General features: G+C 73.4%; 11 protein-coding genes and 1 tRNA gene. 9 read left to right on the top strand and 3 right to left on the bottom strand.

Annotated elements, in window-relative coordinates:
- Positions 1-219 precede the first annotated feature (219 nt).
- Positions 220-303: transfer RNA gene (locus tag GCL72_RS06940), tRNA-Leu, on the top strand.
- 272 nt (positions 304-575) lie between these two features.
- Complete coding sequence (locus GCL72_RS06935) at positions 576-1,916, top strand: endo-1,4-beta-xylanase (protein ID WP_153143955.1); 1,341 nt, start codon at positions 576-578, stop codon at positions 1,914-1,916.
- Between the two features lie 37 nt (positions 1,917-1,953).
- On the opposite strand, the gene GCL72_RS06930 is transcribed toward GCL72_RS06935, so the two are convergent.
- The gene (locus GCL72_RS06930) at positions 1,954-2,652 is read right to left on the bottom strand and encodes a lysophospholipid acyltransferase family protein (protein WP_153143954.1); all 699 of its coding nucleotides are present in this window, start codon (positions 2,650-2,652) and stop codon (positions 1,954-1,956) included.
- A 255-nt stretch (positions 2,653-2,907) separates the two neighbouring features.
- On the opposite strand from GCL72_RS06930, the gene GCL72_RS06925 reads away from it, so the two are divergent.
- The 4 genes from GCL72_RS06925 to GCL72_RS06910 all read left to right on the top strand — a co-directional run bounded on the left by GCL72_RS06925 (position 2,908) and on the right by GCL72_RS06910 (position 7,531).
- Positions 2,908-3,726, top strand: coding sequence for an alpha/beta hydrolase (locus GCL72_RS06925; protein WP_153143953.1), 819 nt, complete (start codon positions 2,908-2,910; stop codon positions 3,724-3,726).
- A complete protein-coding gene (locus tag GCL72_RS06920; protein WP_153143952.1) occupies positions 3,723-4,070 on the top strand; it encodes a hypothetical protein in 348 nt (115 codons plus the stop codon). The genes GCL72_RS06925 and GCL72_RS06920 overlap by 4 nt, the downstream gene beginning before the upstream one ends.
- 126 nt (positions 4,071-4,196) lie before the next feature.
- Entirely contained in the window at positions 4,197-6,047 is a 1,851-nt protein-coding gene (locus tag GCL72_RS06915) for an AMP-dependent synthetase/ligase (protein ID WP_153143951.1), read from the top strand.
- Positions 6,048-6,163: 116 nt separating this feature from the next.
- Positions 6,164-7,531 carry a class II 3-deoxy-7-phosphoheptulonate synthase gene (locus GCL72_RS06910; RefSeq protein ID WP_153143985.1) on the top strand — a complete coding sequence of 456 codons (1,368 nt, stop codon included), beginning with the start codon at positions 6,164-6,166 and terminating at the stop codon, positions 7,529-7,531.
- Between the two features lie 15 nt (positions 7,532-7,546).
- Here GCL72_RS06910 and GCL72_RS09785 read toward each other — a convergent pair whose 3' ends face one another.
- Both GCL72_RS09785 and GCL72_RS06900 read right to left on the bottom strand, forming a co-directional pair.
- Positions 7,547-9,355 (bottom strand): protein kinase domain-containing protein, encoded by a 1,809-nt coding sequence (locus tag GCL72_RS09785; RefSeq protein WP_246161058.1) that lies wholly within the window; start codon positions 9,353-9,355, stop codon positions 7,547-7,549.
- A gap of 53 nt (positions 9,356-9,408) precedes the next feature.
- Positions 9,409-10,587, bottom strand: a complete 1,179-nt coding sequence (locus GCL72_RS06900) for a polyprenyl synthetase family protein (protein ID WP_153143950.1) — start codon at positions 10,585-10,587, stop codon at positions 9,409-9,411.
- An 87-nt stretch (positions 10,588-10,674) separates the two neighbouring features.
- Between GCL72_RS06900 and dinB the strand changes: the two genes are divergently transcribed.
- The 3 genes from dinB to mraZ all read left to right on the top strand — a co-directional run bounded on the left by dinB (position 10,675) and on the right by mraZ (position 13,422).
- On the top strand, positions 10,675-11,949 hold the full coding sequence (gene dinB, locus GCL72_RS06895; protein ID WP_246161057.1) for a DNA polymerase IV: 1,275 nt from the start codon (positions 10,675-10,677) through the stop codon (positions 11,947-11,949).
- 106 nt (positions 11,950-12,055) lie between these two features.
- Entirely contained in the window at positions 12,056-12,466 is a 411-nt protein-coding gene (locus GCL72_RS06890; RefSeq protein WP_153143949.1) for a DUF3040 domain-containing protein, read from the top strand.
- Positions 12,467-12,990: 524 nt separating this feature from the next.
- Positions 12,991-13,422, top strand: a complete 432-nt coding sequence (mraZ, locus tag GCL72_RS06885; protein ID WP_153143983.1) for a division/cell wall cluster transcriptional repressor MraZ — start codon at positions 12,991-12,993, stop codon at positions 13,420-13,422.
- Positions 13,423-13,515: the final 93 nt, after the last annotated feature.

Below are 13,515 nucleotides of genomic sequence, written 5' to 3'. Positions count from 1 at the left end.
CCGGAGGATCTGCTGGCGGAGTTCTCGAGGCTCAAGGGTGCGGTGCTCGACGACAAGACGATGCTGCAGTGAGGGTGTGGTCGGCGTCACGGACTCTCGATTATGCATGCGCCTCCTCTCGTGTATAAGATGGATTCCGTTGTTCGGCGGAGAGGCCGGAACGGCGAGCGGCCGGAAGGCCGTGAGTCGGGTTCCGAGCAGTTCGTCGGAGCGACGCTCGCGCGAGTGGCGGAATAGGTAGACGCGCTGGCTTCAGGTGCCAGTGCCTTCACGGGCGTGGGGGTTCAAGTCCCCCCTCGCGCACGAGTCGCAGAAGCCCCGGATCGATCCCCAGCGGATCGGCCCGGGGCTTCTGTCGTGCGCCCGGCCTGTCGATCGGCCGTGATGACGCCGCCCCTCCGCCGCTCCCTCCCGCCGTCCCGTTCCGGATCTTCTGGCGGGGGAGCGCCTCCTGTGAGCGTTGACACCCCAGTGGGCCTTGAATAGTCTCATCGAAAGACAAAACGTGCGGCACGTCACGCCGTGGTGAGTCCGCCGGTTCTGTCTGATCGGATCATTCGATTCAGGAGGTTCCCATGCCATCGGCCATCTTCCGACGGGCCGCCGCGGCGGCGCTCTGCGCCTCGGCCCTGACCCTGACGATGGGCGGCGCCGCCGGCGCCGATCCGGGCGGCCAGGGCCCGCACGGCGTCGGCGCCGAGCAGCGCTCCGCGAACGCCCCGGAGCACGCCGGCACGCCCGGCCGGCCCGACCACGCCGGCACGCCCGGCCGCCCGGACCACGCCGCCGGCGGCGAGGCCTGCCGCTTCGGCTCCGCGGAGGGCGCGTCCGAGCCGGCGCGCGACAGCCTGGCCGCCGTGGCTCCCGAGGGCATGGTCATCGGCACCATCGCCGCCGGCGGCGGCCACCATGCCGACGCCGACTACCCGGACCCCTTCCCGGACGACGCCGAGTACCGCGACGTGCTGGCCGCCGACTTCAGCTCGGTGACGCCGGAGAACTACCTGAAGTGGGAGTCGCTGCGTCCCGCCGAGGGCGAGTACGACTTCGAGCAGGCCGACGCCGTGGTCGCCTGGGCGCAGCAGAACGCCATCGACGTCCGCGGCCACGCGCTGTTCTGGCACTCGCAGAACCCCGACTGGCTCGAGGACGGCGACTACAGCGCCGAGGAGCTGCACGCCATCCTGGAGGACCACGTGCGCACTGTGGTCAGCCGCTACGCCGGCTGCATCGACCAGTGGGACGTGGCCAACGAGATCTTCACCGGCGACGGCCAGCTGCGCACCGAGGAGAACATCTGGCTGCGCGAGCTCGGCCCGGAGGTCCTCGACGACGTCTTCCGCTGGGCCCATGAGGAGGACCCCGGGGCCACGCTGTTCTACAACGACTACAACGCCGAGGGGATCAACGCGAAGACCGACGCCTACTACGAGCTGGCCGCCGCGCAGCTCGAGCGCGGCGTCCCGGTCGGCGGCTTCGGCGCGCAGTCGCACCTGAGCATGCAGTACGGCTTCGACGACTCGCTGCAGGCCAACATGGAGCGCTTCGACGCCCTGGGCCTGAAGACCGCCGTCACCGAGATCGACGTCCGCGGCACCATCGGCGAGGACGGGCAGATGAGCCCCGAGGACCGCGCCGGCGCCGCCGAGCGCTACGCGCAGGTCCTGGACGCCTGCCTGGCGGTGGAGGGCTGCACCTCCTTCACCGTGTGGGGCACTCTCGACGAGCACAGCTGGGTCCCGGGCACATTCCCCGGCGAGGGCGACGCGCTGATCATGGAGGGCGACTACGAGCGCAAGTCCTCCTACTGCACGCTGCAGCGCACGCTGGTCGAGCACACCGAGGGTGCCGAGTCCTGGGAGCAGGACGAGGCCTTCTCCGCGTGCCGCGGCATCCTCGACCAGGCCGGCCTCTGACCGGTCCTGTCCCGACGGGACCGGGGGCGGCGTCGACTCAGCCGGCGGCGCCCCCGGCCTCCAGGCGTCGCTTGACGTCGGCGGCGTAGGCGTCCACATACTCCTGCCCCGACAGGCGCATGATCTGGTACATGATCTCGTCGGCGACCGCCCGCTGGGCGAAGCGATCGTCGACGTGGTCGTAGTGCGCATCGAAGGTCATCGGCTCGCCGATGATGACGCCCACGCGACGCCCCGGGGTGGGGACCTTCCGGCCGATCGGCTGGACCTTGTCGGTGCCGATCATCGCCACCGGGATCACCGGGACGCGGGTCTTCAGCGCCATCCGCGCGACGCCGAGCTTGCCCCGGTGCAGCCGGCCGTCCGGACTGCGCGTGCCCTCCGGGTAGATGCCCAGCAGGGCGCCCTCGTGCAGCGCCCGCTCACCGGCGTTCAGCGAGTCCTGGCTGGCGCGGCCCCCGGAGCGGTCCATCGGGATCTGTCCGGTGATGTCGAAGAACTTCCGGGTCAGCCAGCCGCTCGGCCCGGAGCCGACGAAGTAGTCCTTCTTCGCCAGGAAGCGCACCGGCCGCGGCACGATGACGGGCAGGAAGATCGAGTCGGAGAAGGACAGATGGTTCGAGGCCAGGATCGCCGGCCCGTCCTCCGGGATGTGGTCGAGGCCTTTGACCCACGGGCGGAACAGGGTCCTGGCCAGCGGCCCCACGGCGAAGGTTTTGGCGACGTAGTAGAACACGGGCGGGCGGATCCTTCCTTCGGCGGGCAGATCGGCGAGCAGATCGGCGGACGCGGCGGCGGGCGCCACGGCCCGGGGAGGGGCCGGACCCGAGGGCCGGGCGGAGAGCTGGACGGAGAGTCGGGCGGCCGGTGCCCGGCCGACGAGGGGCCGGACGAGCACCACTCTACGGTCTGGCGGCCCGAGGCGGCAGGGGTGGCTCGCGGGACGGCGGCGGTCCCGCCTCCCAGCGGCCCGCCCCGTAGTCTGGACCGCATGAGGGAGGACGCCGCACTGCCCGACGCGCCGCGCCGCGAGGCACGGCGCGCGACTCCGCAGCAGGACCCCGCCCGGCCCGACGGCGTGCTGCTGCTCCACGGCTTCACCTCGGCGCCGTCGACCATGGCCCCGGTGGCGGAGGCGCTGGAGCAGGCCGGCTTCCTCGTCGAGACTCCGCTGCTGCCCGGGCACGGCACGGCATGGCGCGACCTGGCCGGCACGCCGCGGGCGGCGCTGACCGACGCCGCGCTGTCCGCCTGGGACGGGCTCGCCCGGCGCTGCCGCACCGTCGGCGTGGCGGGCCTCTCGATGGGCGGGACGCTGGCGCTGCAGGTCGCCGCCCGTCGGCCCGTCAGCGCGGCCGCGGTGATCAACCCCGCCCTGCGGCTGCGCCCCGGCCAGGGGCTCGCGGCCCGCCTGCTGTGGCGGCTGCTGCCCAGCGTCGGGTCCATCGCCGGCGACATCGCCCGCGTCGGCGTCCGGGAGGAGGCGTATCCGCGCACGCCGGTGCGCGGCGTCGCGGAGCTGGACCGGCTCGCCGCCGAGGTCCGCGCCGAGCTGGGGGCCGTCGAGGCGCCGGTGCTGCTGCTCCGCTCGGCGCAGGACGGTGTCCTTCCGCGCGCGGCGGCGGCTAGTCTGGGGGAGAGGCTGACCGGCGCGAGCCTGCGAGAGGTCGTGCTCCGCCGGTCCCGGCACGTGGCCACCCTCGACCATGACGCCGAACGGGTGGCCGCGGAGGTCCGCGGCTTCCTCACCGGGGCCGCCGACCGGCGCGTCCCGCGGAACGACGAGACAGCAGAGGCGGAGGACCGATGAGCCCGCACCGAGATGACGAGCCCAGTGCCGTGTTCGACCGACACGGGGGATCCCGCCCCGTCGGCGGCCGAGGGCCGCGCGACTGGAGCCTCGACGAGGCCGACGACTTCACCCCGCCGAATCCGAAGAATCCGCTGGCCGGCGCCCGTCCCGGCGTCGTGCTCGGCGCGCTGATGGCCCTCGGCGGGATCGTCGGAGTGCTGATCACCGCGTGGGTCCCCGGGGCCGCGCCGTCCTGGCTGGCCCCGGCGCTGATCGCCGTCGCCGTGCTCGGCCTGGTGGTGCTCTTCCTGCAGATGCCGCGCAGCCGCGGCGGCGGATCCGGGGACGGCGCCCAGGTCTGAGTCGACGGCCCGCGTGGACAGCATGACCGGGGGACATTACTGTGGAGTAGACCATGTGAGGCAGAGCACAGGGGCCCGCCTCGCCCGCGGGTCGTCCGACCGAGCATCCGACAGAGGAGTCGCGCTGTGAAGGAACACGTCGTCCCGTCCCGGACCGCCGCACCCGCAGACCTGAACATCACGGATCTGCTGGAGCGCCAGGTCGCCCGCGACCCCGACAACAGCCTCTTCGCCCGGCAGGTGACTCCGGGTGAATGGACCGAGATCTCGGCGCGCGCGTTCCGCGACGACGTCGCCGCCCTGGCCGCCGGGCTCATCGCCCGCGGTGTGGAGCCCGGCGACTCGGTGGCGATCATGTCGTCGACCCGCTACGAGTGGACGCTGTTGGACTTCGCCATCTGGTACGCCGGGGCGGTGACCGTCCCGATCTACGAGACCTCCTCGCCGGCCCAGGTGGCCTGGATCGTCCAGGACGCCGCCGTCTCGCTGGTGCTCGTCGAGGGCGAGACCCACGCCGGCGTCGTCGACCGTGCCGTCGAGCAGGAGAAGCTCGCCGGGGTGCGTGAGGTGCTGAGCATCGACGCCGGGCACCTGGAGGCGCTGCGCGCCGACGGGCAGAGTGTCACCGCCGACGTCGTGGAGGAGCGGCGCTCGCGGGCCGGGCTGGCCGACACCGCCACGGTGATCTACACCTCCGGGACGACTGGTCGGCCGAAGGGCTGCGTGCTCAGCCACGGCAACTTCGCCGAGCTCTCGCTGGAGGCCATGCATCGGCTCGGCGACGTGATCAACCCGGAGAAGTCGACGGTGATGTTCATCCCGCTGGCGCACGTCTTCGCGCGGTTCATCTCCGTGCTGGCGGTCGCCTCGGGCGCGACGGTCGGCCACACCGCCGACATCAAGCAGTTGGTCGAGGACCTGGGGACCTTCCGCCCGACGTTCCTGCTGGCGGTGCCCCGGCTCTTCGAGAAGATCTACAACGGTGCCCTGACCAAGGCCCAGGACGAGGGCAAGGGGGAGATCTTCGAGAAGGCCGCCCAGACTGCGGTCGACTGGTCGCGGGCGCGGCAGGCCGGCCGCGTCCCGCTGGCCCTCACCGTCAAGCACCGGCTGTTCTCCGCGCTGGTCTACTCCAAGCTGCGCCGCCGCATGGGCGGCCGCGTCACCCACGCGGTCTCCGGCGGCAGCCCGCTGGGCGAGCGGCTGGGGCATTTCTTCCACGGCATCGGGCTCTCCATCCTGGAGGGCTACGGCCTCACCGAGACCACCGCCCCGCTGACGGTCAACGTTCCCGACGACCTGCGCATCGGCACCGTCGGCCCGCCGCTGCCCGGCTGTGGGGTGCGGATCGCCGACGACGGCGAGGTCCTCGGGCGGGGCGTCTGCGTCTTCCACGGCTACCACGGCCGGCCGGACCTGGACGCCGAGGCCTTCACCGACGACGGCTGGTTCCGCACCGGCGATCTGGGGCATCTGGACGAGCACGGCTGCCTGGTGATCACCGGGCGGAAGAAGGAGATCCTGGTGACCGCCGGCGGCAAGAACGTCTCGCCGGCGCCGCTGGAGGATGCGCTGCGCTCCGACGCGCTGATCAGCCAGGCCGTGGTGGTCGGCGACGCCCGCCCCTTCGTCGCCGCGCTGCTCACGCTGGACGAGGAGGCCCTGCCCGGATTCCTGGAGCGCCACGGCCTGGATCCGCAGATCCCGGCGGCCGAGGCCGCCGGCCTCGACACAGTCCGGCAGGCCGCCCAGGACGCGGTGGACCGGGCCAACGAGGGCGTCTCGAAGGCCGAGTCGATCCGGGCCTTCCGGGTGCTGGGGCAGGACTTCACCGTCGAGACGGGGCACCTGACACCGTCGATGAAGCTGCGCCGGCCGGTGGTCATGGAGGACTGCGCCGAGGAGGTCGAGGCGCTCTACGCCGAGGCGAAGCAGAACCGCGACGCAGGGCCCGCCCCGGAGGGATCGGCCGGCTGAGCCTACGGCACGCCGTCCAGATGCCGGACGGTCCTGCGGCACCATTGGTCAGCCTCGGCGCCGCCCCGTAGTCTGGTGCCGTGACTGCAACGCCTGAGAACCCCGCCGAGACCCCGTTGACCGCGCCCGGAGAGATCCTGCACACCGGTGCCGCGGATTATCCCGGGCTCGACGAGTGGCGCCGCCTGCCGCTGAGCCAGCAGCCCACCTGGCACTCCCACCCGGAGTTCGAGGCCTCGGTGGCGGAGCTCTCGGCGAATCCGCCGCTGGTCTTCGCCGGCGAGGTGGACAACCTCAAGCGCCGGCTGGCCCGCGTGGCCCAGGGGGAGGCCTTCCTGCTGCAGGGCGGCGACTGCGCCGAGAGCTTCGACGGCGCCACCGCCGACAAGATCAGCGCCCGGGTCAAGACGCTGCTGCAGATGGCCGCGGTGCTGACCTACGGCGCCTCGCTGCCGGTGGTGAAGATGGGTCGGATGGCCGGCCAGTTCGCCAAGCCGCGCTCCTCGGACGAGGAGACCCGCGACGACGTCACCCTGCCCAGCTTCCGCGGCGAGATCGTCAACGGCTTCGACTTCACCCGGGAGTCCCGCGAGCCGGACCCGCGCCGCATGGTAAAGGCCTACAACACCTCGGCGTCCACGCTGAACCTGGTCCGCGCCTTCACCGAGGGCGGTTTCGCCGACCTGCGGGCGGTCCAGCAGTGGAACAAGGGCTTCATGGAGAACCCCGCCCACGCGCGATACGAGCAGATCGCCGGCGAGATCGACCGGGCCGTGCGCTTCATGGAAGCCTGCGGCGTGGAGTTCGAGGGGCTGAAGCGCACGGAGTTCTACGCCGCCCACGAGGCGCTGCTGCTCGACTACGAGCGTGCGCTGACCCGCATCGACTCGCGCACCGGCGAGCCGTACATCACCTCGGGGCACTTCCTCTGGGCCGGCGAACGGACGCGGGACCTCGACGGCGCCCACATCGACTACCTCTCCCGGGTGCACAACCCCATCGGCGTGAAGCTGGGGCCGAAGACCACGCCGGAGGAGGCGCTGGCGCTGATCGAGAAGCTGGACCCGCACCGCGAACCGGGCCGACTGACCTTCATCACGCGCATGGGCGCGGCCAACATCCGCGAGAAGCTGCCGCCGCTGGTCGAAGCAGTCCGCGACTCCGGCGCCCAGGTCGTCTGGGTCACCGACCCCATGCACGGCAACACCATCACTGCGAAGAACGGCTACAAGACCCGGCGCTTCGACGACATCATGGACGAGGTCCGCGGCTTCTTCGAGGTCCATCGGGCGCTGGGCACCTACCCGGGCGGGCTGCATGTGGAGATGACCGGCGACGACGTCGCCGAGTGCCTGGGCGGCTCGGACGTCATCGACGAGTCCGCCTTCGACGGCCGCTACGAGTCGCTGGTCGACCCGCGGCTGAACCACAAGCAGTCGCTGGAGATGGCCTTCCTGGTGGCCGAGGCGCTCAGCCGCCGCTGAGGATCCCGGGCCCCGTCAGGCTCCGACGACTCCCGACGCCTCCGCGGCGAGCCTCCCGACGAGGCTCGCCGCGGAGGCGTCTGTCGTGCCGGCGACGGCGGCCGGACTCGACGGCGGGCCGGCCTCGTCGCCCAGACTCGGCACGATCCCCGGGCTGAGCCCGAGGTGCCAGGCGAGCAGGATCAGCAGCGCCGTGCCGATGAGCAGCAGCGCCACCATGAGCCAGCGGCGCGTGGCCGTGGGCCGCGCCAGCGCGACCGTCGGACGCTGCCGCTCCCGGCGCTCGACGGCGTGCGGGTCGCGACGGCGGAGCCGCTCCGCGACGCGGTCGCCCCACGGACCCAGCGGGCCGGCTCCGGAGCGACGCCGCGGTCCGCGGCGCGGCGAGGCGCCCTGCGCGGAGAACTCGCCGGTGTCCTGGGCGGGCTCCGGCGCTCCCTGGCCGGGACGGTGCGGTCCCCGCGCCGCATCGGGGGAGACGGCGGCGGCGAACGGCTCGTCGTGATGCCGCTCCGGAGCGGCCGCCGGCCGGGAGACCGCGAGGGCCTCCGTGGGCTGCGCCTCGCTCTCGGCGGCCTCCGCGGGCGTCGAGGCGGCGGCGAGCGCGTCGGGATCGGCCCGGAAGGCGTCGGTGGGGACCTCGGCGACAGTCTGCCGGTCCTCCTCGGCGTCGTCGTCGGCGCCGGACCGGGCGGTCTGCAGCGCGGCGGCGACGTCGTCGTCCCAGGCCGCGGCGTCCTGCGTGGTGGGGAAGTCCTCGCCGGTGCCCAGCACTGTGGTCGCGTCGAGGTCTGCCGCGGCACCGGCGGGCGCGCGACGCGTCGCCGTCGCGGCGGCGTCGGCGGGGCCTTCGGCGACGGTCTCCTCCGCCCCGTCCGGATCGGGGCTGCCGGCTTCCTGCGGCGTGCCGGCGCCTCCGGCGCCCGCGGCTCCGCCGGCCGCGGGGACGGCCGGCGCGGGGGAGGGCGCGCTGTCGAGCTGGTCGTCGTCGAGGTCGGCGGCGAGACGGTGCATCAGCTCCAGCAGCGCGTCGGCGTCGGCCGGACGGTCCGCCGCGCGTGGACGCGTCGCGGCGCGGACCAGCTCGTCGAGGGCGGCGGCCAGCCCCGGCACCGTCTCCGAGGGCGGCGGCACCACCGAATTGACGTGTTGGAAGGCCACGCGCACCGGGGACTCGCCGACGTAGGGCTGGACGCCGGTGAGCATCTCGTAGAGCAGGATGCCGACGGCATAGATGTCGGCACGCTCGTCGGCGCCCTCGCCGGAGAGCAGCTCCGGGGAGATGTAGGCGACGGTGCCCATCAGCGTGCTGGTCCCCGAATGGTGCGTCGCCGCGCGGGCGAGGCCGAAGTCGGCGAGCTTGATGCGTCCGTCGCGCGAGACCAGCACGTTCTCCGGCTTGATGTCGCGGTGGACCAGCCCGGCCCGGTGGGCGGCGGCCAGACCCTGCAGGACGGCCTCGGCGTAGGTCAGCGCCAGCCGCGGCGTCATCGGTCCGCGCTTGAGCAGGGTGCGCAGCGTCGCGCCGGGCACATGCTCCATGACCAGATAGGCGGTCTCGCGCGTCTGCCCCTGGTCGAGGATCCGCACGACGTTGTCGTGCGAGATCAGCGCGGCGTTGCGCGCCTCCTGCTCGAAGCGGTCGACGACTTTGCGGTCCTCGGCCATATGCGGGAAGAGCACCTTCAGCGCGACGTCGCGCTCCAGGCGGGTGTCATGGGCCAGGTAGACCGTGGACATGCCGCCGCGCGCCACGCGGTCGCGGACGGCGTAGCGGCCGTCGATGGTCGCCCCGATCCAGGGGTCGGAGTGTTCGGTGCTCACGCCGACCAGGGTAGCGAACCTGTCCGGACGTGAGCCGCAGGCGCCCCTCGTGGTCAGCGGCTGCGCCGGACGAGCCGGTCGGCGACCGCCTGGAGGTCGGCGACGACGTCGTCGGCCGCGCCGAGCGAGGGCAGCTGCTCGGTGCCTGTCCGGGCGGCGGCGACCAGCTCGGCGATCGAGGCCTCCACCGCCTCCACCGCGCCGGCGCCGAGGAGGATCTCGCGGGCGCGCTCGACCTCGGCGGCCGTCAGCCGGGGCTCGCCGAGCATCGCCTCCAGCTCGCGCGCCTGCTGTTCGGAGGCGCCGAAGAGCCCGTGGGCGATGAGCTCGGTGCGCTTGCCCTCGCGCAGGTCGTCGCCCACCGGTTTCCCGGTGGTCTCCGGGTCGCCGAAGACGCCGAGCAGGTCGTCGCGCAGCTGGAAGGCCTCGCCGGTCGGCAGCGCGGCCGCGGCCAGCGACTCGCGCAGTGCGGCGGGTGCTCCGGCCAGGGCCGCGCCGAGGACCAGCGGATGCTCGGTCGAGTAGCGGGCCGATTTGTGGCGCAGCACCCGGCGGGCCCGGTCGAGGGCCTCGCTCGCGGAGGCGGCGGGGGCGCGGACCTCGTCGAGGACGTCCAGGTACTGACCGGCGATGACCTCGGTGTGCATCCGGTGGAACCGCAGCCGGGCCTCGCGCCCGGCGTCGTCGGCCTCCGCGCCGGTCCGCTCGGCCGCGGCGGCGTCCTGCGCCTCGCCGAAGGCCTGGCCGGCCCAGGAGAGGGCCAGGTCGCCGGCGAGGACGGCGGCGCTGACGCCGAAGTGCCCGGCCTCGCCGCGATGGGCGGCGCCGCGGTGCAGCTGCTCGAACCGGCGGTGCGCGCTGGGCGCCCCGCGCCGGGTGTCGGAGCGATCGATGACGTCGTCGTGGATCAGCGCCGCCGCCTGGAAGAGCTCCAGCGCGGCGCCGAGCCGCACCGGCGCCACGGCGTCGGGGGAGCCGCCGGCGGCCCGCCAGCCGATCCAGGCCAGCACGGCGCGCATCTTCTTCCCGCCGCGGGTGAGCTCGGTCAGCGCCTCGACCAGCGGGGCGCCGGCGGGGGAGACGTCGTCGACCTCCTCGGCGCGGGCGGCCAGGAACGTCGCGCAGGCCTCCGAGACCCGGGCGATCTGGCGGCGCTGGGCCGCATCGGCGGATGCGGCGCCGTCCGGGGGCCCGGTCCGCGCCGCGGGGGTCCCGGGATCGGGGCTGGTCATGCTGCTCCTCCTGTGCGTCGACGGCCGCACCCAGCCTAGTCGAGGGCGCCGTCGGCCGTGTCCCCGCCGGCCGGTATCGTGGCCCCCATGGCAGGCAGCACAGGGGCGCCGTCGGGCGGCGGGGAGCCGGGACGGGTGATCGCTCATGTCGACATGGACGCCTACTTCGTCGAGGTCGAGCTGCTCGAGCGTCCGGAGCTGCGCGGGCGCAAGCTGATCGTCGCCCAGGAGAGCGGCCGCTCAGTGGTGCTCTCGGCCTCCTACGAGGCGCGCGCCGACGGCGTCCGCTCGGCCATGCCGCTGGCCCGGGCTCGGCGACTCAGTCCGGAGGCGCTGGTGCTGCCGCCGCACCAGGGACGCTATCGCGAGATCTCGGCGTCGATCATGGCGTTCTTCGGCGAGGTGACCGACGCCGTCGAGCAGCTCAGCGTCGACGAGGCATTCCTGGACATCACCGGCGCACGGCGCCGGCTCGGCGACCCCGAGGAGATCGGCCGGCACCTCCGGGCCGAGACCCGGGCGCGCTTCGGCCTGCCGTGCAGCGTGGGCATCGCCGACCGGAAGTTCATCGCGAAGATCGCCTCGACCCGGGCCAAGCCCGACGGCCTGCTGCTGGTCCCGCCGCGCCGTCGGCTCGCGTTCCTGCACAGCCTGCCGGTGCGGGCGCTCTGGGGCGTGGGGGCGAAGACCGCGGAGGCGCTGGAGCGCCTCGGCATCACCACTGTCGAGCAGCTCGCCGAGACGCCGGCGGAGATGCTGCACGCCCGCTTCGGCGCGATCGGCGACCAGCTGCATGCCCTCGCCCGCGGCGAGGACGACCGCGGCGTGCAGACCTCCCGCGAGGAGAAGAGCCTCGGTGCCGAGGAGACCTTCGCCGAGGACGTCGACTCCCGCCAGGAGCTGCTGGCCGAGCTGCTCCGGCTCAGCCACCGGGTCGCCTCCCGGCTGCGCGCCGGCGGGCATGCCGCCGGCCGGGTCGGCCTCAAGCTGCGCTATCGGGACTTCGAGACGCTGACCCGCAGCGTCACGCTGCGTCACAGCACGCAGTCGGCGCTGGTGCTCCACCGGCAGGCGGCGGGCCTGCTGGACGGGCTCGGCGCGCTGGCCCAGCCGGTGCGGCTGATCGGGCTGCGCGCCGAGGCGCTCAGCGGCGGCGACGCCGGTCTGCAGCTGAGCTTCGACCGGACCGAGACCAACTGGATCGACGCCGAGGAGGCGCTGGACGCCGTCGCCGCCCGCTACCCGGGCGGAGTGGCGCCGGCCTCGCTGCTCCGCCGCCCGACGTCGCGCAGGGGCGAGGTTCCCGACGGTGCCGGAACGGAGCCCGGCACGGAGCCCGGAGAGGAGCGCGACCACGGCTAGGTGAGCGCGCCGATCAGGCGGTAGAATGAGCACCCAGGCGGAATGACTGCTTGGCACGGCGCCGAGGGCGCCCGGGAGATCGGCCGGCAACTGCAAGGAGCCCACGATGGCACTCTCAGAGAGAGAACAGCGCATGCTGAAGGAGCTGGAGGAGCAGCTTCAGACCGAGGACCCCGGTTTCGCGACGTCCATGCAGGACGCGCCCACCGGCACGGTCGACGTGCGTCGGCTGGTGCTGGGCCTGCTCGTGGCCGTGGTCGGCCTCGTCGTGCTGATCCTCGGCATCTACAACCAGTGGATCCCGGTGGGCGTCGGCGGCTTCCTGATCATGGGCGGCGGCGTGTACTTCGCCACCACCGGCGGCACCTCCTCCGGCCGCGGCTCCTCCTCGGGCGGCGACGGCGGCTCCGGCGGGGGCGGCGGAGGCGGCGGACCGCGCGGGGCGGCGCCGAGCCCCTCCGGCAGCTTCATGAGCGGACTCGAGGAGCGCTGGGAGGAGCGCCGGCGCCAGGAGTGACCGGCGGCGCTCCGGACCGCTCCGCCGACTCCCGAGACCTCTCCGCAGGCCCTCGCGGTCGCTGATCTGCAGCGACTGCGGGGGCTTTCGTCGTGTCCGGGGGGGGCATGCGTCCTTCCTCCCCGTCCCTCCACTCCGCCTGATCCGGCCTCGGCCTCCGGGGGCTTCCGAGCGGCGCAAGGGACGGGGACGCCGGCGCGCCGCGGCCCCCGCGATCCGTGTCCTGGCGCGGCACGACAGGGCACCGGCGCGCCCCAGCCGCCGTCGGCGCGGCACCGGTCCGGCAATGCGGCGCCCTGCCGTGCCGCCGAGTTCCCTCCACTGTCCTCCCCACGGCGCTCCACGGTCCTCCACTGCAGAATCCCCATGTCAGCAGGCTGTTCCGCAGGCCGCTGCGGAGTGTTCCGGCGGATCTGTGGCAAATCATGGTTGAAAGTGGGGCGAAGTGGGGTAAAGTGGGGGCGTCAGAGGGCAACAGGGTCTATGGAGGCGGTCCGACACGACCATGTGAGGCGGTGGGAGCTGTGTTTCTCGGCACCTACTCACCTCGGATGGACGACAAGGGACGTCTCATCCTTCCCGCGAAGTACCGCGAGGAGCTGGCCGACGGGCTGGTCCTCACGCGCGGACAGGAGCGGTGCATCTACGTGTTCTCCGCCGAGGAGTTCGAGAACGTCCACCGGCAGATGCGCCAGGCCCCGCTGACCTCACGCCAGGCACGTGACTACATCCGCGTGTTCCTCTCCGGCGCCTCGGACGAGGTGCCGGACAAGCAGGGCCGGATCACCATCCCGGGCACCCTGCGGGAGTACGCGGGCCTCGACCGCGAGGTCACGGTGATCGGCGCGGGAGACCGCGCCGAGATCTGGGACACCGCGGCCTGGAACGCCTACCTGGAGGAGAAGGAGACGGAGTTCTCGTCCACCGACGAGGAAGCCATCCCCGGACTCTTCTAGGGCGGCGAGGACGGCCCCCGGTCCCTGGGGCGGGTCCTCCCGCCGCGACGGGCGCATCCTGACATCCCTTCCCCGGTGTCAGGCGGCCCCGGA

Origin of the sequence: Nesterenkonia halophila (assembly GCF_009467795.1) — a bacterium.
Lineage (GTDB): Bacteria > Actinomycetota > Actinomycetes > Actinomycetales > Micrococcaceae > Nesterenkonia > Nesterenkonia halobia.
This window is presented reverse-complemented; position numbering and strand designations above follow the sequence as displayed.